The organism is Mesorhizobium sp. M1227, assembly GCF_040318315.1.
Lineage (GTDB): Bacteria > Pseudomonadota > Alphaproteobacteria > Rhizobiales > Rhizobiaceae > Mesorhizobium.
Map to the genome: position 1 here is coordinate 115,368 of NZ_JAMYLZ010000014.1, position 18,185 is coordinate 133,552.

An 18,185-nucleotide genomic window follows, 5' to 3' on the forward strand; every position below is an offset into this window, starting at 1 on the left:
GCTGGCCTCAACAAATCTCAGCCAAGCCGGTTGACGGCGGCCGCCAAAGCATCTTCCAATGCGCCGCAACAAGCATCGAACGGAACCTGGCAATGACACTGGCGACTGCGGCGCAATCCGCGACATGGACCTTCGTCGACGGCGACTGGTACGAGGGCAATGTTGCCATTCTAGGGCCGCGCAGTCACGCCATGTGGCTCGGCACCAGCGTGTTCGACGGCGCCCGCTGGTTCGAGGGCGTCGCTCCCGATCTCGATCGCCATGCGGCAAGGGTAAACGCCTCGGCGATCGCGCTCGGCCTGAAGCCGACGATGAGCACCGACAGGATCGTCGGCCTGACCTGGGACGGGCTGAAGAAGTTCGACGGCAAGACGGCGGTCTATATCAGGCCGATGTATTGGGCCGAGCATGGCGGCTATATGGGCGTGCCGGCCGACCCGGCCTCGACGCGTTTCTGCCTTTGCCTCTATGAATCGCCGATGATCTCGCCGGCGGGGTTTTCGGTGACGGTGTCGCCGTTCCGGCGCCCGACCATCGAAACCATGCCGACCAATGCCAAGGCCGGCTGCCTTTATCCCAACAACGGCCGGGCCATCCTCGAAGCCAAGATGCGCGGCTTCGACAATGCGCTCGTGCTCGACATGCTGGGCAATGTCGCCGAGACCGGCACGTCGAATATTTTTCTGGTCAAGGACGGCCATGTCCTGACGCCGGCGCCGAACGGCACCTTCCTTTCCGGCATCACCCGCGCGCGCACCATGGCCCTGCTTGGCGAATACGGGTTCACGACGACAGAAAAGACGCTGTCGATCCGCGATTTCCTGGAGGCGGACGAAATCTTCTCGACCGGAAACCACTCGAAAGTGGTGCCGGTCACCCGTATCGAGGATCGCAATCTGCAGCCCGGACCGGTGGCCAAGAAGGCGCGCGAACTCTATTGGGAATGGGCGCATTCGACTTCGCCCGGCTGACCCGCTAAAAAGCGGCCGGCGCTTCGTTTCCGGAGTTGTTCCAGACCAATCCAGTCCTATGTTAGTCCGGTATCGACACCGGATTTTTCCACGAGGGAGTACGACCGATGGCTTTTGAATTGCCCGCCTTGCCCTATGATTACGAGGCTTTGCAGCCTTATATGTCCAAGGAAACGCTGGAATATCATCACGACAAGCACCACAAGGCCTATGTCGACAACGGCAACAAGCTGGCCGCCGAGGCGGGCATGGGCGATTTGTCGGTCGAAGAGGCCGTCAAACAGTCCTTCGGCAAGAATGCGGGCCTCTTCAACAATGCCGCCCAGCACTACAATCACATCCATTTCTGGAAATGGATGAAGAAGGGCGGCGGCGGCAACAAGCTGCCCGGCGCATTGCAAAAGGCGGTCGACAGCGACCTTGGCGGCTACGACAAGTTCAAGGCCGACTTCATCGCCGCCGGCACCACCCAGTTCGGTTCGGGCTGGGCCTGGGTCTCGGTCAAGGACGGCAAGCTGGCTATCTCGAAGACGCCGAATGGCGAGAACCCGCTCGTCCATGGCGCGACGCCGATCCTCGGCGTCGATGTCTGGGAACACTCCTACTACATCGACTATCGCAACGCCCGGCCGAAATATCTCGAAGCCTTCGTCGACAGTCTCATCAACTGGGACTATGTGCTCGAGCTCTACGAAAAGGCCTGATCCGTTCCAGAAAAGCCCCGGCAGAACCGGGGCTTTTCTTTTTCAGCATCAGAACGACAGCTGCAAAAATTTCACGCAAGCGTGAGGCGAAGCGTCGGAATTTTTAGGCCATCCTTGCCGTTTGTCATCGGGGTGGGACCGCATCCTGAATTTGCCTTCAACATGGAGCCAAGTGAATGAGAAAGCTTATCCTCGCCATCTCGATGCTCGCCTTCGCTGGTTCGGCGGCATTTGCCGACCCGGTAGCCGACCGGCAGGCCCTGATGAAGGAACGTGGCAAGATCGCCGCCGGCTTGTCGAAAGTGGTCAAGGGCGAGACGCCCTACGACGCAGCTTCGGTGCTGACGGCGTTGCAGGCACTGCAGGTCAATGCCGAGAAATTCCATGCCGGCGTCGACACGCTTTTCCCGGCCGGCAGCGACACCGGCGACACCACGGCGTCCCCAAAAATCTGGCAGGACATGGCCGGCTTCAAGACGGCTGAAGGCAAGTACCTCGCCGACGTCAAGGCGGCGGTCGCCGCAGCACCTGCGGATGCCGACGCGTTGAAGGCGCAGTTCAACACCATTGGCGGCGGCTGCGGCAACTGCCATCAAAACTACCGGGTAAAAAAAGGCTGATAGCGGGCAATGCGCTTGCTGAAGAAATTTGTCGGCGCCGCCCTCGTTCTGGGCGGCGCGGCCGCGATTGCCGGCTGGTTGCTGTCGGCTCCGGTCAGGGTCGATGCCGCAACGCTGGCTGAGCTTGGTCCCGGCGACGCCGCCAGGGGCAAGCGCATCTTCTACGCCGGCGGCTGCACATCCTGTCATGCCAAGCCCGGCTCGCAAGGCGACGCCCGCCTTCGGCTGGTCGGCGGCCTTGAGCTCAAGACGCCGTTCGGCAGCTTCGTGCCGCCGAACATATCGCAGGATACCAGGGACGGCATCGGCGCCTGGTCGGTCGAGGATCTTGCCAACGCCATGCTGAAGGGCGTGTCGCCGTCGGGCGAGCATCTCTATCCGGCATTTCCCTATGCTTCCTACGCGCGCATGAAGCCGGCCGACATTGCCGATCTCTATGCATTCCTGAAGACGTTACCCGCGGTCGCCGGCAAGGCGCCCGCCAATTCGCTGGCATTTCCCTTCAACGTCCGACGCGGTCTTGGCTTGTGGAAGCTGCTCTATTTGAGTGACCAGCCGGTCGTTTCCTTTCCCGACGGCACACCGGATCCGGTGTTGACAGGCCGCTATCTGGTCGAAGGCCCCGGCCATTGCGGCGAATGCCACACGCCGCGGGATCTTGCCGGCGGCACCAGCAAGAGCCAATGGCTGGCAGGTGCGGCCGCCGCCGAAGGCAGCGGCATCGTGCCGAACATCACGTCGGGCGAGGGCGGCATCGCGGACTGGTCCGAGGCCGACGTCGCCAACTATCTCGAAACCGGCCTCACGCCGGATTTCGATACGGTCGGCGGCGCTATGGTCGACGTGCAGCGGAACATGGCCGTGCTGACCCCGGAGGACCGCTCGGCGATCGCCGCCTACCTGAAAGCCGTGCCGCCGCATCCCAACGGCTATCCGGCGCGCAAGAAGCCGGCGAGCTGACAGCTGTTGCGTCAGCGGTCGCCGAGAAAGTCGAAGCCGGTTTCGAAGAAGTGATTGTAGTCGCAGGTCATTTCCTCGCCGGGCGCAATGTCGCGCAAGGCATAGGTCTCCTCCGGCTGCGAGACGTCGCAATTCGGGTCGTCGGCATGGTTCATGTAGCGCGCATCATCGGCCTCGAAGACGATGTAGTTCGGGTCGCGCCGGTCCGGATAGGCGTAGCGGTCGAGATAGGTTTTGACCGGCCCGGTTTCCCGCTCATAGGTCTCCACCTCGATGCGCCGGTCGTATTTCGGGTCGAGCTTCCAGACCAGCGTGCCGCGGGCAATGTGGTTCTTGGCAAAGACGCCGATGCCCTGGATGGGCGATTTGTCGAGATAGACATCGACGAGCAACATGGCAGATCCCTGGATGATTGAGTGTTGGCGGCGACCGTGAAAAGGCCGCGCACTGGGTAGCGCGCGGCCTTTGCAATTGCGAGCGGAAAATCAACTGTGCCTGCCTAGTATCCGAAGCCTCATACGGCGTCGCTTGTCGAGACCCTAGCGCTGTTGCAGCGCCAGCCGGATGCCCAAGGCGCAATAGATACCGCCGACAGCCTTGCCTTGCCATCTCAGCACCGTCGGGTTTCGGCGCAGGAATGCACCGAGGCCGCCCGCACCCACGGCGAAAACCACCGTGCTGACGAGGCCCAACAGAACAAAGATGACGCCCAATATCGCCAGTTGAAGCATCACCGATCCGTTTTCAGGCCGCACGAACTGCGGAAGAAATGCGAGGAAGAAAAGCGCGGTCTTGGGATTGAGAACCTCGGTCAAAACAGCCTGCCGAAATGCTTTGGAAGCGGGGATCGCAAGTGCGCCGGCGGCCGGATAGGCCGGCGTTTTCTCGATGATCGCGCGAATGCCGAGATAAATGAGGTAGGCTGCGCCGATGTACTTCACTATGCTGAAAAGCGCCGCCGACGTGGCAATGATCGCCGAAATGCCGACGATCGCCATGAAGGTGTGAACCACGTCGCCGGCCGCGATCCCGGCGCCGGTCGCAATGCCCACCCTGGTTCCGGAACTGGTTGCCCGCGCCACCGTCAGAAGAGTGGCGGGACCCGGGATGAAGACAAAGCCAAGCACAACCGCGACATAAGCTATCAACGTGGCGAGATCGATCATCGGTGGGCTCCGCAACTCTCACCGCCAATGAAGCCACGTCGCGGAACGGAAGGCAATGACCGCTCATCCGCCGATGTTCACGCCGCAAGCTCGGCCTTGCCTGTCACCTTGAGCGCGAAGGCGTAGGTGAAGGCGATTTCCCCCAGCCTGGAGAACCGGCCGGAGGCACCGGCATGGCCTGAATCCATGTTGATCTTGAATAGCACCGGATTCCCACCTGTCTTGCGGTCGCGCAACCGCGCCACCCATTTGGCCGGCTCCCAATAAGTGACGCGCGGGTCGGTCAGGCCGGCCAGCGCCAGGATCGGCGGATAGTCGAGTGCGGCGACATTGTCGTAGGGTGAATAGGCGGCGATGGTCCGGTAATCCTCCGCCGAAGCGATCGGATTGCCCCATTCCGGCCATTCCGGCGGCGTCAGCGGCAAGCTGGCGTCGAGCATGGTGGAGAGCACGTCGACGAAGGGAACCTCGGCGACGACGGCGCCGAAGCATTGCGGCGCCATGTTGGCGACCGTGCCCATCAGCATGCCGCCGGCGGAACCGCCTTGCGCGACAATGCGGTCATGCTGTGTATAGCGCTCGGCGACGAGATGCTGGGCGACCGCGATGAAATCGGTGAACGTATTCATCTTGTTCGCCCGCTTGCCGTCGTCGTACCAGCCATAGCCCTTGTCCTTGCCGCCGCGAACATGGGCTATCGCGTAGACAAAGCCGCGGTCGACCAGCGAAAACAGATTGGTGTTGAACGCGGACGGGACGGTGATGCCGTAGGAGCCGTAGCCGTAAAGCAGGCAAGGTGCGGACCCGTCGAGCGGCGTGTCGCGGTGATGGAGGAGCGAGATCGGCACCAGTTCGCCGTCGGCGGCAGGCGCCATCAGCCGGCGCGTGACGTAGTGCTCCGGGTTGTGGCCGGACGGCACTTCCTGGGTCTTGAGCAGCATCCGCTCGCGGGTGCGCATGTTGTAATCGAAGACCTGCGCCGGGGTCGTCATCGACGAATAGGAAAAGCGCATGATCTCGGTGTCGTATTCGTAGGAGCCGGACAGGCCGAGCGAGAAGGCTTCCTCGTCGAAGGAGATCAGGTGCTCCTCGCCGCTCTTGCGGTCGCGTACGACGATGCGCGGCAGGCCTTCCTTGCGCTCGAGCCGGACCATGTGGTCCTTGAAGCCGATCACCGAAAGGATCAACCGGCCCGCTTCGTGCGGCACCAGTTCCTGCCAGTTGGCGCGCACCGGATCGTGGGCCGGCGCCGTCATGATCTTGAAGTCCTTGGCGCCGTCGGCATTGGTGAGGATGAAGAAGATGTCGCCGCCTTCCTCGAGTTCGTACTGCAGGCCGGTCTGGCGCGCCGCAACCAGCTTCGGCTCTGCGAACGGATCGTTGGCGCTCATGATGCGGTATTCCGAGGTCTCATGATCGTTGATGCCGATCATGATCCACTCGTTGGAGCGCGTGCCACCGACATCCATGAAGAAGCCGGGATCGGTCTCCTCGTAGATCAGCCGGTCGTTTTCAGGACCGTCGCCAAGCGCATGGAACAGCACTTTGGAAGGACGGTGGTTGGGGTCGAGGCGGGTGTAGAAAAAACCGTCATTGCCGGCATCCCACACACCGCCGCCGCCGGTGTCCGGGACCCTGTCCGCCAGATCGTTGCCGCCGGCCAGATCGCGGACGCGCAGCGTGTAGAATTCGGAACCCTTGTCGTCGAAGGCCCAGAGCAGCTTGCTGTGGTCGTGCGAATGATCGACGCCGCCCAGGCGGAAATAGGGCTTGCCCTCGGCCTCGGCATCGCCGTCGAGCAATATCTGCTTGTCGCCGCCGTCACGCGCCGTGCGGAAATAACGCGGCTGCTGGCCGCCAAGCTTGAAGGAGGAGCCGTAGGCGTAAGGTCCGTCCTTCATCGGCACGGAAGAATCGTCTTCCTTGATGCGTCCCTTCATTTCCGCGAAAAGCTGCTTCTGCAATTGGACCGTATCGGCCATCAGCGCCGCCTGATAAGCATTCTCGGCCTCGAGGTGGGCGCGGATTTGGCCGTCGAGCAGGGACGGATCCCTGAACATCTCTTGCCAATTGGCGGCCCTCAGCCAGGCATAATCGTCCGTCCGCGTTATGCCGTGATGCGTGTCGAAGATCGGTCGCTTCTCCGGCTGCGGCGGCGTGGCGGTCGGAAACACTGGGGTTCTGGTCATTGCGTCTCGCTGTGGAAGCTACTTGAATGGCGAATGAACACGCCGAGCAGCGCGGGTTCAAGGGCTATGATCTATTGTCGTGGTGGCTCGAGAGGACGGGCTGGAGGAACGGATAACGAATATTTCTTCTCGGACTGCCGCGGTTCTCGCCGTCGCTGCGATGACCCTGCCAGTGCCGGTCAATCTCATGCAACTGCCTTCGCGGCTTGGCAAGTGGCCGATATGGCTGGGTCTACGGAAATACATTACCCCATTTCAATGACACAGCGCACCGCTCCGGCGACGGCTCGCGAGCAACAGTAACGCTTCGCAACCTATGATTTTACTGAATCCACCGATCATCCAGGCTGTAATGCCGCCGGCAGGGTCAAGCATCGAACTCTATTTACCTGCTGCCGTTTGTGTAATGGCTGCTTGCCGCCGCGTCAGTCGATGCTGGTCTGACCAGAAAAAACGGCAAGGTTACACTTTGCACGAAAGAGTGAAGCTGAATGAGGAATATTTGACTTGTATCGCTGAATAGACCGCAAGAAGCGAATTGACTTACTTGGCGCTCAGGCTCATTAAGATGCCGCGACGCGAATCGCGGAGGCTTTTTCCTGCACAAGTTCGCGCGATGCCCTGCCTGCCAAAAATAGGGCGTAGACAGAAACAATTCTCGTTGGGACCTGAACGCCATGGATATTACCGAAACACCTTCCAGAAACAGTGACGCGCTGATCGAGCTCACCGCCGATGTGGTGGCTGCCTATGTCAGCAACAATCCCGTACCGGTCGGCGAACTGCCGAACCTTATCGCCGATGTCCATGCCGCTCTCGGGCGTGTCGGCGGGGCCGCCGAGCAGCCGCCTGCCGACAAGCAGAAGCCGGCGGTAAATCCGAAGCGGTCGGTACATGACGACTACATCATCTGTCTCGAAGACGGCAAGAAGTTCAAGTCGCTCAAGCGTCACTTGATGACCCACTATGATCTCACGCCCGACCAGTATCGCGAAAAGTGGAACCTGGACCCGAGCTATCCGATGGTTGCGCCCAATTACGCGGCCGCCCGTTCGCAGCTCGCCAAGAAGATGGGTCTCGGCCGCAAGCGCAAGGGACGCTGACAAGCGGCTCTTCCGGTTTGATACTCAAACGGCGCCTGCGGGCGCCGTTTTGTATTATGGGGTCAAGGTCGAACCCGCCATGCCCGCCAGCAACTGCCGTGCGGTCAGGCGGTCTGCTTCAACGCTGCCTCGGCGTCACGCTTGATGCGCTTGACCATCGAGCGGAGACCATTGGCGCGCTGCGGCGACAGGTGCTCGTCAAGTCCGAGCGCCTTTAGCGTTGCCTCGGCGTCGGTCCTCTGGATTTCACTGGCCGGCCGTCCCGAAAACAGCGCCAGCATGATGGCGACCAGGCCGCGCACGATATGCGCGTCGGAATCGCCCTTGAAGGTGATAACGGGGTCGACACCCCCGCCTTGCTCGGTAGTCAGCCAGACCTGGCTGACGCAGCCCGGCACCTTGTTGGCTTGTATGCGTTGCTCATCGGGAAACGGCGGCAGCGCTTCACCCAGTTCAATCACATAGCGATAGCGGTCTTCCCACTCGTCGAGCAGGGAAAAGTCGTCGCGGATGGTCTGGATCGTCGTCGTCATGCTCCCGGATATAGTGATCCGGCGCTGCCGCGTCACGGAAAAAGAGGAGAAACGCCGCAGGCGCCGGGCATGGGGAGCCTTGCGGTCCGGCGATGAATTCGGCCGAAACAGTCTCAGTTCTTCGCCGGCAAGTGCAGTTTCGCCGGCAGATCGACTTTCGCCGGCAAGACGATTTCCCCGGGCACGCTGCCGGTAGTCGTCACTGTATCGGGTTCAGCGGCCTTGTCGTCCAGCATGGCAGCCGCGATCTTGGCGGTCTCCTTTGCCCGGGCGGTGATGGTATGCATTGCCGATTTGCCGGTCTCGCACACGTCCGGCTTGCGCTCGCAGATGCCAGCGATATCGCCGACGGCTTCGCGCGCCGCAAACAGCGCCTGGAGCGGCCCGACGCTTTCGCGGCCCGCATCATCGGCGCCGACACCCAGCGGCAGCGCCAGAAGCACCAGCGAAAACCAGAAAGCAGCTCTTATCAGAAAGCCCATCTGTCTGTCCTTTATGACGGTCATGCCTCCGAACCGCACGACCCTTGTACCGCGATACTGACACAGACGCGCAAAGGACGGCTTGTCCCGAAAGCAACAGTTTTCCTCAAATTTTAGGCAGATTCGAAACGAAGCGTTTTGAAGTTCATTTGCCTCGAACGGTTCAGATTTTATTCAGCAAATAATAACTATCCAACCTATTGTTTTTCATGATCATTTTCTTAATCGGCGACAGGTTGATGCCATTGGTCGCAGGTGCAGGCGCGGGCGGTGTGGATAACGCTCCGTTTACTATGGCGACAATTGCCCCGGTTTTTCCCCGCCGGTATCCCGATATTTGCAGCCAGCCGGGGGACGATCAGCCCAGCCTTATCCATTCCTTAAACGCTGGATGCGAGTTTCGGATCGACAAAAGCCGCCTGCAAAGCAGGGCCTTTCACGACCGGGTGCGTTGAGTTGAGTGCGATCAAGGCCAGATACGCCGAGTTGCCGGGCGCGATAGCCGCCGGTTGCGAACGGATGGTTCATCCGTCCGTACTCGGCCAGAGCGATCGTCGCCGCCACAGCCGGTTCATTGGCGTCATGCTGGCGGCGCCTTTCTTCAGCGCGGGTGCAGCGGTGACGCTGGTCACGTCGGGAATGGGCGCGGCCGTGACTGTGGCTGCGATCTTTGCGGCGTTCGGCCTTTGCTGGTTCGCCGCCCTGCTGGTGGCTGCCTCGGGCAAGATGACCCTGGCCGGCCAACTCGCCTTGGTCGTCGGCAGCGTTGCCCTCGGTGCCCTTATCGCTGCCGCCGGCGGTGTGGCCTCGCCGGTTGCCTTGCTCGCAGTGGCGCTGCCGTTTGAAGCGTGGTGGATCGGCCAATCGCGCCGTGCCGTGGTCTGGGGCGCCATATCGGCCTTTGTCGCAGTCTTGCTGCAGCCTTTAGCCGGTTCAGTCTTGCCGCTCGCCCACCAGACCGAAATCGCCGCATGGCACTGGCTGGTACCACTGGCCTGGGCACTCACGCTCATTCCGCGTATCGCTCCGCTTCGCGGCGCCGCCAACGCACAGCTCGATCCGGCCGGCAGCCACCGGCTCGAAGACCTGATCGACGCCGTCGTGCTGCGAATCGCTGCGCATGGTGAGGTTCTGGACGTCTCGGCTAAGGCACGCACTATGCTGAGGCTGCCGCCGGAGCTGCTTTTCGGCACCGGACTTTTCGATCGCATCCATCTGTCCGACCGCGTCCCGTATCTCAGTGCGCTGGCCGATATGCGCGATGGCGCCCTGTCGCGCCGGCTCGACCTTCGCGTCCGGCTGCCGCAGAGCAGCGGCGTGACGGCCGACAATTACCGGCCGTTCTCGCTCGAGATGATGCGCGCGCCGGGGCAGGAGACTGTCTTCACGCTTCTTCTGCGCGAGAACGACGAACTGGCCGGACTGCGCCAGGAGCTTGCCGCTGCCAATGAGGCGGCTGCCTCCGCCGAGGTGGCGAAAGGACGCTTCCTTGCCGTCGTCAGCCATGAGTTGCGCACCCCGCTCAATGCCATCATCGGTTTTTCCGACATGTTGCTGCACGAGATGTTCGGCAGCTTCAAGGATCCTCGCCAGAAGGAATATGTCGGCTTGGTCAGGGATTCGGGCCAGCACCTGCTTGCCGTCGTCACCTCGATACTCGACGTATCGCGGATCGAATCGGGCGCTTACGCGACCGAACCGGAACCGTTCCGCTTCCGCGAAGCGGTCGAGATGTGCCAATCGATGATGCGCCTGCAAGCCGAGGCAAAGGCTATCGATCTGCAGGCCCAGATCGCGCCGGACGCAGGCGAAATAAATGCCGACCGTCGCGCCGTGCAGCAGATCCTGATCAATCTCGTCTCCAACGCGATCAAGTTCACGCCCGAAGGCGGCAATGTCGTCATCGGCGCCAAGCGCATCGGCTCGCGGCTGCATTTCTGGGTCCGGGACACCGGCATCGGCATCGCCGAGGAAGATTTCGCCAATCTCGGCAAGCCGTTCATGCAGATCCAGAACGACTATACCCGCCGTTTCGAAGGCACAGGCCTCGGGCTTTCGCTGGTGAAGGGGCTGGTGGCGCTGCACGAGGGCACCATGTCGATCGAAAGCATGCCTGGCGAGGGCACCACGGTGACGATCAGCCTTCCCGTGAACGGCCCGACGGGCCGCTCGGCGGAGAAGGCCGGCGTGGTGCCGATGTCCGCAGTCAAAGCCAAGGCGGACGGTGGCAAAGGGGAGAGCAATGGGTCGCTCCGCAAAACAGCCTAGGGCGGTCAAACGCCGCGGCAATGCCTTCGAGCACGGAGCGATGGCGCTGGGCAGCCTGATCTCGCGCAATCCTGTTGTGGTCGGCGGCTCCACCGCGTTCCTGGTGACGCTGTTCTACGTCTCGGCGAACGCGCTTTGGTACCAGCCTTTTCCGCATGCCGGCGCGTTTTTCGCCACGAGGAGTATCGAGCGCTTTCCCCGGGCGGACAGCGACGAGCCCGAAACCACCATCAATATCGTGCGTCCGGCCGCTGCGCCGATCAAGAGCGACCCGGTCGTCGAGCAGGTCCAGGGCATATTGAAGGATCTCGATTTCTATTCCGGCACCGTCGACGGGATTCCCGGACCGAATACGCGCAAGGCCATCCAGGCCTATCAGCAGAAGGTCGGATTAAATGCCTCCGGCGAGATCGACAGCGTTTTGCTGGATCAACTGGGTGCCACGCCGACGACCGCAGCCGTGGTGCCGCATCCCGTGCCGCGGCCGGTCGAAACGGCCGCTGTTCCAACCGCCATTCCAGCGTCCGCACCGGCAAATGCGGTGGCGCAAACACCTGATCCCCGCATCGTCAAGATCCAGGCCGGACTGAAGGCGTTCGGCAATGACGACATGCGATTGGATGGCGTCGTCGGCGCGCGCACCAAGGCCGCGATCAAGGAATTCCAGGCGCTGTTCGGCTTGCCGGAGACCGGCGAGCCCGACGAGATCGTCTACGTCAAGATGCGCGAGATCGGCCTGACCAACTAAGGGTCGAAACGGCCGCTCGCCGATCGCCTCGCAAAGACCGGTTACGGTCTTCCGGCCAATGCTGTAAGGACCGCCGCATGTCCAGGACTTCTCCATGCGGGTAACCACCGATCTGTGGGTGTCGGCGCTGTTGCGCCGGGTTTTCAGCGCCGGCGGCTTTGCCGCCGTGGTCAAGCGCGGCGCGACGGAAGCCGGCGCGGTTTTCGTGCTGGCGCGGGGCAGGCAAGGGGAGATGGCGCTGTTCGGGCCGGCGCCGCAGACGAGTTACGATTCAGCCAGGCCGGACGACCGTTTTTTCAGCCTGCTTGGCGAAGGCGACGATGCCGCCATCTTCGACGCGCGGCTGGAGCGCGAGAAGAGATTCGATCCGGATATCTGGGTGGTCGAGATCGAGGCGGGCGCCATTCGCGTCGAGGAGCTTATCTCGGTCAAGGCGTCTTAACGGCAAGCCCTTCAGACGCGACGCGCCTTTGGGGTGGCGGTCATATCGGCGCTGTTCGGCTTGCGCAGGTCGGCATTTGCGGCGACGCGCCCAGGCTTGCGAACGATTTTCGACACGGTCTCGGCCTTCCAGCCGCGGAGCCTGTCCAACGCCGCGTCGCGGTGCAGCAGGCGGTAGCGGTCGAGGAAGATGCGGATCGCCTGCGGGTGCGGAAACTCGGTCGGATAGATGGCGGCCGTGATCAGGAACGCCTTGTCTTCGCTGAGGTCGAGCGCCCGCAAGGCGGCCAGCAGCGGTGTGTAATTGTGGCTCGCGGTGAGCGTCCGCGCCGTTGAAAAATCGACTTCGAGCGCATCGGCGAGCGCTGTCTGGAAGAATGCCGCATTGCCGGTCAGCGCGGTCTCGCGCAGATTGACATAGGTTTGTGGCTCGACGAACGGACTGATGGAAGCGCCGCTCTCGGCGCGCATCATGGATCGCAACCGGCGGCGTACAGTTTCAGCGGCATCGGAAGCCTCTTGCCTGTTGACCTCGCCCGCAACCACTTCGGCGTTTTCGGACGCGGCTTTGGCGGTTGTTTCCGGCTGCTGCTGCGACCGCACCAGCGTCGGCCTTTCGAGCACTTTGATGAGATCCGCGATCGTCTGATTGAGATCCTTGCGGCGGGCAATGGCACGGGCATGCGGCAGGCCGTGACGTCCGATCAGCGCGATCAGGTCGACGTCGCTGAGGGCGCGCGAGCGGATCAGCAGCGGAGCGGCGATGTCGACCCGCTCCTGGCAAAGCCGCCGCACCAGCGCGGCGGGTGCATATTCGCATTCGGAAAGGGCAGCCGCGACGTAGCGGCGCGATTCGACCGAGACATTCTCGAAAAGCGGCAGCGTCAGGTCTTCGAGCTGCGCGATCTCCCGGCGCGAAGGGCGGGTGAGCGAGCAGAACGCCGATACCGCGGCGCGAAACAGCCTTTCGGCCTTTCCCGATTCAGCTCCTGCTGCGATTTGCCTGAAATCCGAAGCTGACACGAAGGATACGCCCGACACTCGACACGATCTGGACAGCGCTCTGCCGGGCTGTACCGGTTTCGCGTTTCCCAAGAACAAAGATCAATTTAGCGGCGATCCGTTAGCGCTCCGTTAACCTACTGCCTTCTTAATCGACTATGGAGGCGTTGCGTTGTGCTCCGGGGCAACCGAGAGGAATACGCGAACCATGGGCATGGTACTGTCTTTCGTGCCGCGAACGGCGGCAACCAATCGAGCACAACAAACCGCGCCGGCGGCAGTGATCATCTTTCCCGGGGTCCGCTACGAACAGCGGCCGCAGACCGGCGAAACGCGGCCGGCCGGCCCTGACAAGCCGGGACCTTCGGGAACATTGCCGGTACCGCATCACTGAGCATCGGAACCGGCTTAAAAATCCTGCAGTTCGCAGGAACTCTGTTCGAGAAACCGCGAGACGATCGGCTTCCAGCTGTCGTCGGGCACGAACGAACGGATGACGAATACGCCTTCCTCTATCGGCGCCTCGACGAAGATGGCCCCTTGCAGTTCCTCGGGAAGATCCTTGCGGACCTCGATCATCTGGGCCGGCGTCAGCACAACGGTGTCGAGCATGCCTGCGGTCGCGCTGTGGTCGTTGAACGAGTAGATGTTGTGGCCGCCGCGGTCATAGACCGATATCGACCAGAACGGCACCTTGCCCGGCGCCTTGACCCGCACCATCCCCTCGGCAAGATCGAAACGGCATGCCGCCGCATAAAATAGCGGATCGACCGATTTCACCACCGGCGCGCCGCCGGCTTCCGCGTCGAGCCTGGTCATCTTGTAGAGATCCGAAGCCATGGCCAATCGCGACCAGGCGTCGCGTTCGGAGAACTCGGGGACGAGCAGCAGCACGATGATGTGCACGATGCCGGCGCCGAGCAGGCCGAGCAGCACGGCATGCAGCAGGCTACGCATTGCAGCCGACCTTCTGGATTTGTGGCAGCGTGACGTCCGAGAGACCGGTGCTGCTGGCGATCGGCGTGTCGTAGAACGTAAGCACCAAGTACATCTTGCCGGCGCCGCTGGTCAGCAGCCAGTTGCCGGGCGCTGGGCGGCTGCCGACGGAAATGACCACCGAATTGTCGGCCTGGCGCAGCACTTGATAGGACTGCAGCGCAGCCGGCCTCGGCTTGCCGGTCTCGACCACGCCAAGCGACTGGTCGGCGGCATAAAGCGTCCAGAACCGGGCGGTGGGAAAGCCGCCCGCGATCTTGTAGGCACATTGCCGCTGGAGCTGTTCGCCGCCGGAATCGCGCTCGGCTATGAAGGACAGTCCTTCCGCCTGTCCGAGCGCCAGCACGCCTTCGCGAGCCACGCGGGCCTTCGAATAGGGATCTGCCGTCGGCGTGCCGATATCGGGGAAGGCGGTCCATTGGCCGATCCTGATGGCGCCGACGCCATCCTGCAGCTTCAGTGCATACCAGACGCTGCCGCCACCGCCGACGACGGCGATGGCAAGCGAAAGCAGTGTCAGGAAGGCGTTCTTGAGCATGAGGAGGCAGGGAACCGAAGGCCGGGACTGAAAGATTGCCGCTCGGGGATATCGCGGCGCAGGGCCTTGTGGCAAGCGGCCCCGCGCAATTGGGCGTCACAGCGCCGAGAGGGTTTCCGGTGCAGCGGGCGCGTCGAGCACGGGTGCCGCCTGGAACAGCCTGGTCAGTTCCTTCAGGGTCTGGGTGGTCCGGCTGGACAGCACCGGCGGACGCTCGGCGGCGGCATCGGCAGCTGCCTGTTCGGCGTTCTTCTTTTCCGCTTCCTCGGCCTTGGCGGCAATTTCGGCATCGACGAAGGGGTGATCGAGGCCGGGAATCGGTCTGAGGTCGATATTCTGGTGCGCATAGACCATCAGCCGCTGCCACACCATGGCCGGCAGCGTGCCGCCGGTCATCTTGTTGGTCGCGGTGAAGTCGTCATTGCCGAGCCAGACGGCGGCCGTGTAGTTGCCGGTAAAGCCGACAAACCAGGCATCGCGGTAGGACTGGGTCGTGCCGGTCTTGCCGGCGACGACGATGTTTGGAAGGGCCGCGCGCCGGGCAGTGCCGATCACCGGCACCGCCGCCAGCATGGTGTTCATGTATTTGAGCGCCTGCTCCGACAGCACCCGATGCGGCGGCGGCGCATCCTTGGCGAAGTCGTAGACCACCTCGCCGGTACGGGTGAAGAGTTGGCTGACGCCGTGCCGGGTTCCGGCAAGGCCGTTCTGGGCAAATACGCTGTAACCCGTCGCCTGGTCCATCACGGTCATGCCCGACGTGCCGAGCACCATGGTCTTGTGCGATTCCAGCGGCGACTCGACGCCCATCGCCTCGGCCATGGCCTTGATCGGCTTGATGCCGAGATAATCCTTGGCCAGCCGCACCGGCACCGTGTTGATCGATTTGGCCATCGCCGTGATCAGCGTGACGTTGCCGGCCGACCCGCCATTGTAATTGTGGGGCGACCAGCTGCCCCAGGAGATGGGTCCGCCGGAAACCACCGAATCCGGCGTGAAGCCATGCTCCATCGCCGTCGCATAGACATAGGGCTTGAACGAGGAGCCGGTCTGGCGAAGCGCTTTGGTGGCGCGGTTGAACTGGCTGGCGCCGTAGTCGCGGCCGCCGACGATCGCCCTGACCGCGCCATTGGTCTCGATGACGACGATGGCGCCCTCGGTGACGTTGTATTCCTTGCCGAACTGGCGGAGGTGGAACTCCATCGATTCTTCGGCCGCCTTCTGGATGTTGGCGTCGAAGGTGGTGTGGGCGACAAGCGAGTGCGGGCCGCCTTTGGCGGCGATCTTCTTGACCTCGTCGAAGGCCCAGTCGAGGTAGTAGTCGGGGCTCTTCTGCTCGCCGCGGTCGACGATTTCGGCCGGGTGTAATCTTGCCTGCAGCACCTGGCCTTCGGTCATGAAGCCGGAATCGACCAGGTTGGACAGCACCACATTGGCCCGCGCCCGGGCGGCGGGCAGGTTTATGTGCGGCGCATATTTGGTCGGCGCCTTGAACAGGCCGGCCAGCATCGCCGCCTCGGCAAGGTTCAGGTCCTTGACGCTCTTGCCGAAATAGAAATCGGCTGCCGCCTCGATGCCGAAGGTGCCGCCGCCCATATAGGCGCGGTCGAGGTAAAGCTGCAGGATTTCCTTCTTCGACAGATTGGCTTCGAGCCACAGCGACAGGAAGGCTTCCTTGATCTTGCGCTCGAATGTCCGCTCATTGGTCAGGAACAGGTTCTTGGCCAGCTGCTGGGTGATGCTCGAGCCGCCCTGGACGACGGAATTTGCCCGCACATTCTCGAATATGGCGCGCGACAGGCCGAGCACATCGATGCCGTAATGGTCGAAGAAACGGCGGTCTTCGGTCGCCAGCACCGCCTTGATGACATGGTCGGGCATCTCGTCGACCGGCACCGAATCGCGCTGGATGATGCCGCGCTGGCCGATCTCGTTGCCGTAGCGGTCGAGGAAGGTGACGGCGAAGTCGCCTTGCGTGCGCCAGTCGCCGGCGGTTATCTGGAAGGCCGGCAAGGCCAGCGCCAAAAGGACGACGATGCCGCCGGCACCGAGCGTAAAGCCTTCACTCAACAGTTCGATCAGGCCGCGGCGCCAGCCGTCGACACGGAAACGCCGCGAGAAGATGGTCGCCGCTTCCCAGAACTGGCGCGCCCTGAAGCCGATTTCGTAGACCGAGGAATCAATCCACGCATCCACCGCCAGCAGCCTTGCGGCGATCGGACCTCTTCTCTTGCGTGGTTCCAAAGGACTGGCCATTCCAGGATCCGGCTGCGGCGATGCCGCCAACTGAGAAACCGCATGCCGGCAATTTCACGGCGGCGCGCCGCTATGACTATTCGTCCATTTTGGCGCTGCCTACAAGGGCGATGAAGGTTCCGCGCTTGCGCGAGGTGCCGAGCATTGGCAGTCGTCACATGGGACGCTTGTCCGCGATCTTTTTCGGGTCGCGGCCTATCATGCCGGCGTTGGCTTTCCTGTGCTTGTCGGCAAGCCTGCGAATGCGATCGAAGCGGCTTTCCTCGGCCACTTCGATTTTCGCCGCTGCCTTTGGCTTCGGGACGAATGCGATCATTGATCGATCTCCTTGCCGATGGTGCGCGCCGGGGAAGATACCCCGGCGGCTGTCTTTCAGGCTTGTTTCCGGCAGTGGCTGGTCAATAGCCGATGCCGCCGGGCGAAGCAGCGGCTTCCTTCGCCGGAACGTCGGTGATCATGGCTTCCGCCGTGATCAGAAGCGCCGCAATGGAGCCCGCGTCCTGCAGCGCCGTCCGTACCACCTTCGCCGGGTCGACGATGCCGGCCTTGATCATGTCGACATAGACCTCGTTCTGGGCATCGAAGCCCTGATTGTGATCCTTGCCCTCGGCGAGCTTGCCGACGACGATCGAACCTTCGACGCCGGAATTCTCGGCGATCTGCCGGATTGGCGCTTCAAGGGCCCTGAGCACGATCGAGATGCCTGCCGTCACATCGGCATTGGCTCCGGTCAGCCCCTTCAGCACAGCCTTGGCGCGCAGCAACGCGACGCCGCCGCCGGGAACGATGCCTTCTTCGACGGCCGCGCGCGTGGCGTTCAGCGCATCGTCGATGCGGTCCTTCTTTTCCTTGACCTCGGATTCGGTGGCGCCGCCGACGCGGACGACGGCAACGCCGCCCGCCAGCTTGGCGAGACGTTCCTGCAGCTTCTCCTTGTCATAGTCGGACGTGGTTTCCTCGATCTGCCCCTTGATCTGCTGGACGCGCGCCTGGATGGTGGTCTTCTCGCCGGCGCCGTCGATGATCGTGGTGGTGTCCTTCTCGATCAGCACGCGCTTGGCGCGGCCGAGCATGTCTATGGTGATGTTCTCCAGCTTGATGCCGAGATCCTCGGAAATCATCTGTCCGGCGGTGAGCACGGCGATGTCTTCCAGCATCGCCTTGCGGCGGTCACCGAAGCCAGGCGCCTTGACGGCCGCTACCTTGAG

General features: G+C 62.5%; 20 protein-coding genes. 9 read left to right on the top strand and 11 right to left on the bottom strand.

What is annotated here, in order from left to right; genetic code table 11:
- Window positions 1-92: 92 nt before the first annotated feature.
- The 4 genes from NKH28_RS18330 (at window position 93) to NKH28_RS18345 (ending at window position 3,255) form a co-directional block, all read left to right on the top strand.
- Window positions 93-971 carry a branched-chain amino acid aminotransferase gene (locus tag NKH28_RS18330; RefSeq protein WP_352470990.1) on the top strand — a complete coding sequence of 293 codons (879 nt, stop codon included), beginning with the start codon at window positions 93-95 and terminating at the stop codon, window positions 969-971.
- A 107-nt stretch (window positions 972-1,078) separates the two neighbouring features.
- Window positions 1,079-1,675 carry a superoxide dismutase gene (locus NKH28_RS18335; protein WP_023677850.1) on the top strand — a complete coding sequence of 199 codons (597 nt, stop codon included), beginning with the start codon at window positions 1,079-1,081 and terminating at the stop codon, window positions 1,673-1,675.
- Between the two features lie 176 nt (window positions 1,676-1,851).
- Window positions 1,852-2,295: a c-type cytochrome gene (locus NKH28_RS18340; protein WP_352449059.1), complete on the top strand. Its 444-nt coding sequence runs from the start codon at window positions 1,852-1,854 to the stop codon at window positions 2,293-2,295.
- A 9-nt stretch (window positions 2,296-2,304) separates the two neighbouring features.
- Window positions 2,305-3,255, top strand: coding sequence for a cytochrome c (locus NKH28_RS18345; protein ID WP_352979895.1), 951 nt, complete (start codon window positions 2,305-2,307; stop codon window positions 3,253-3,255).
- 11 nt (window positions 3,256-3,266) lie between these two features.
- Here the strand turns inward: NKH28_RS18345 and NKH28_RS18350 are convergent, their stop codons facing one another.
- The 3 genes from NKH28_RS18350 to NKH28_RS18360 all read right to left on the bottom strand — a co-directional run bounded on the left by NKH28_RS18350 (window position 3,267) and on the right by NKH28_RS18360 (window position 6,610).
- Window positions 3,267-3,650 (bottom strand): SET domain-containing protein, encoded by a 384-nt coding sequence (locus tag NKH28_RS18350; RefSeq protein ID WP_352470993.1) that lies wholly within the window; start codon window positions 3,648-3,650, stop codon window positions 3,267-3,269.
- Between the two features lie 144 nt (window positions 3,651-3,794).
- Window positions 3,795-4,421: a LysE family translocator gene (locus tag NKH28_RS18355; RefSeq protein WP_352614937.1), complete on the bottom strand. Its 627-nt coding sequence runs from the start codon at window positions 4,419-4,421 to the stop codon at window positions 3,795-3,797.
- Between the two features lie 77 nt (window positions 4,422-4,498).
- Entirely contained in the window at window positions 4,499-6,610 is a 2,112-nt protein-coding gene (locus NKH28_RS18360) for a S9 family peptidase (RefSeq protein WP_352979897.1), read from the bottom strand.
- Window positions 6,611-7,287: 677 nt separating this feature from the next.
- On the opposite strand from NKH28_RS18360, the gene NKH28_RS18365 reads away from it, so the two are divergent.
- The gene (locus NKH28_RS18365; protein WP_023677844.1) at window positions 7,288-7,713 is read left to right on the top strand and encodes a Ros/MucR family transcriptional regulator; all 426 of its coding nucleotides are present in this window, start codon (window positions 7,288-7,290) and stop codon (window positions 7,711-7,713) included.
- A gap of 104 nt (window positions 7,714-7,817) precedes the next feature.
- Here the strand turns inward: NKH28_RS18365 and NKH28_RS18370 are convergent, their stop codons facing one another.
- The gene (locus NKH28_RS18370) at window positions 7,818-8,246 is read right to left on the bottom strand and encodes a SufE family protein (protein WP_023677843.1); all 429 of its coding nucleotides are present in this window, start codon (window positions 8,244-8,246) and stop codon (window positions 7,818-7,820) included.
- Between the two features lie 113 nt (window positions 8,247-8,359).
- Complete coding sequence (locus NKH28_RS18375) at window positions 8,360-8,728, bottom strand: DUF5330 domain-containing protein (protein ID WP_352470996.1); 369 nt, start codon at window positions 8,726-8,728, stop codon at window positions 8,360-8,362.
- Between the two features lie 209 nt (window positions 8,729-8,937).
- On the opposite strand from NKH28_RS18375, the gene NKH28_RS18380 reads away from it, so the two are divergent.
- The 4 genes from NKH28_RS18380 (at window position 8,938) to NKH28_RS18395 (ending at window position 12,186) form a co-directional block, all read left to right on the top strand.
- Window positions 8,938-9,183: a hypothetical protein gene (locus NKH28_RS18380; protein WP_352979899.1), complete on the top strand. Its 246-nt coding sequence runs from the start codon at window positions 8,938-8,940 to the stop codon at window positions 9,181-9,183.
- 64 nt (window positions 9,184-9,247) lie between these two features.
- The gene (locus tag NKH28_RS18385) at window positions 9,248-10,996 is read left to right on the top strand and encodes a sensor histidine kinase (RefSeq protein WP_352614963.1); all 1,749 of its coding nucleotides are present in this window, start codon (window positions 9,248-9,250) and stop codon (window positions 10,994-10,996) included.
- Entirely contained in the window at window positions 10,971-11,744 is a 774-nt protein-coding gene (locus tag NKH28_RS18390; RefSeq protein ID WP_352683843.1) for a peptidoglycan-binding domain-containing protein, read from the top strand. The genes NKH28_RS18385 and NKH28_RS18390 overlap by 26 nt, the downstream gene beginning before the upstream one ends.
- 94 nt (window positions 11,745-11,838) lie before the next feature.
- Window positions 11,839-12,186, top strand: coding sequence for a DUF1491 family protein (locus NKH28_RS18395; protein ID WP_352501779.1), 348 nt, complete (start codon window positions 11,839-11,841; stop codon window positions 12,184-12,186).
- 11 nt (window positions 12,187-12,197) lie between these two features.
- On the opposite strand, the gene NKH28_RS18400 is transcribed toward NKH28_RS18395, so the two are convergent.
- The 6 genes from NKH28_RS18400 to groEL form a co-directional block, all read right to left on the bottom strand.
- Window positions 12,198-13,208, bottom strand: a complete 1,011-nt coding sequence (locus tag NKH28_RS18400) for a DUF2336 domain-containing protein (RefSeq protein WP_352770653.1) — start codon at window positions 13,206-13,208, stop codon at window positions 12,198-12,200.
- Between the two features lie 387 nt (window positions 13,209-13,595).
- A complete protein-coding gene (locus tag NKH28_RS18405; RefSeq protein WP_352471000.1) occupies window positions 13,596-14,144 on the bottom strand; it encodes a DUF1254 domain-containing protein in 549 nt (182 codons plus the stop codon).
- Window positions 14,137-14,721, bottom strand: coding sequence for a DUF1214 domain-containing protein (locus NKH28_RS18410; RefSeq protein WP_352471001.1), 585 nt, complete (start codon window positions 14,719-14,721; stop codon window positions 14,137-14,139). Before NKH28_RS18410 ends, NKH28_RS18405 begins: the two co-directional genes overlap by 8 nt.
- Before the next feature lie 96 nt (window positions 14,722-14,817).
- On the bottom strand, window positions 14,818-16,977 hold the full coding sequence (locus tag NKH28_RS18415; RefSeq protein WP_352471002.1) for a transglycosylase domain-containing protein: 2,160 nt from the start codon (window positions 16,975-16,977) through the stop codon (window positions 14,818-14,820).
- Between the two features lie 154 nt (window positions 16,978-17,131).
- The gene (locus NKH28_RS18420) at window positions 17,132-17,293 is read right to left on the bottom strand and encodes a hypothetical protein (protein ID WP_352501782.1); all 162 of its coding nucleotides are present in this window, start codon (window positions 17,291-17,293) and stop codon (window positions 17,132-17,134) included.
- Between the two features lie 82 nt (window positions 17,294-17,375).
- The coding region (gene groEL / locus NKH28_RS18425; RefSeq protein WP_352979901.1) for a chaperonin GroEL at window positions 17,376-18,185 on the bottom strand (810 nt) is incomplete at its 5' end.

Coding starts and splice junctions, on each gene's coding strand:
- NKH28_RS18360 (WP_352979897.1), bottom strand. CDS start 6,610: ATGACCAGAACCCCAGTGTTTCCGACCGCCACGCCGCCGCAGCCGGAG.
- NKH28_RS18380 (WP_352979899.1), top strand. CDS start 8,938: ATGATCATTTTCTTAATCGGCGACAGGTTGATGCCATTGGTCGCAGGT.
- NKH28_RS18350 (WP_352470993.1), bottom strand. CDS start 3,650: ATGTTGCTCGTCGATGTCTATCTCGACAAATCGCCCATCCAGGGCATC.
- NKH28_RS18390 (WP_352683843.1), top strand. CDS start 10,971: ATGGGTCGCTCCGCAAAACAGCCTAGGGCGGTCAAACGCCGCGGCAAT.
- NKH28_RS18385 (WP_352614963.1), top strand. CDS start 9,248: ATGGTTCATCCGTCCGTACTCGGCCAGAGCGATCGTCGCCGCCACAGC.
- NKH28_RS18345 (WP_352979895.1), top strand. CDS start 2,305: ATGCGCTTGCTGAAGAAATTTGTCGGCGCCGCCCTCGTTCTGGGCGGC.
- NKH28_RS18330 (WP_352470990.1), top strand. CDS start 93: ATGACACTGGCGACTGCGGCGCAATCCGCGACATGGACCTTCGTCGAC.
- NKH28_RS18370 (WP_023677843.1), bottom strand. CDS start 8,246: ATGACGACGACGATCCAGACCATCCGCGACGACTTTTCCCTGCTCGAC.
- NKH28_RS18340 (WP_352449059.1), top strand. CDS start 1,852: ATGAGAAAGCTTATCCTCGCCATCTCGATGCTCGCCTTCGCTGGTTCG.
- NKH28_RS18405 (WP_352471000.1), bottom strand. CDS start 14,144: ATGCGTAGCCTGCTGCATGCCGTGCTGCTCGGCCTGCTCGGCGCCGGC.
- NKH28_RS18410 (WP_352471001.1), bottom strand. CDS start 14,721: ATGCTCAAGAACGCCTTCCTGACACTGCTTTCGCTTGCCATCGCCGTC.
- NKH28_RS18335 (WP_023677850.1), top strand. CDS start 1,079: ATGGCTTTTGAATTGCCCGCCTTGCCCTATGATTACGAGGCTTTGCAG.
- NKH28_RS18415 (WP_352471002.1), bottom strand. CDS start 16,977: ATGGCCAGTCCTTTGGAACCACGCAAGAGAAGAGGTCCGATCGCCGCA.
- NKH28_RS18355 (WP_352614937.1), bottom strand. CDS start 4,421: ATGATCGATCTCGCCACGTTGATAGCTTATGTCGCGGTTGTGCTTGGC.
- NKH28_RS18375 (WP_352470996.1), bottom strand. CDS start 8,728: ATGGGCTTTCTGATAAGAGCTGCTTTCTGGTTTTCGCTGGTGCTTCTG.
- NKH28_RS18420 (WP_352501782.1), bottom strand. CDS start 17,293: ATGATCGCATTCGTCCCGAAGCCAAAGGCAGCGGCGAAAATCGAAGTG.
- NKH28_RS18395 (WP_352501779.1), top strand. CDS start 11,839: ATGCGGGTAACCACCGATCTGTGGGTGTCGGCGCTGTTGCGCCGGGTT.
- NKH28_RS18365 (WP_023677844.1), top strand. CDS start 7,288: ATGGATATTACCGAAACACCTTCCAGAAACAGTGACGCGCTGATCGAG.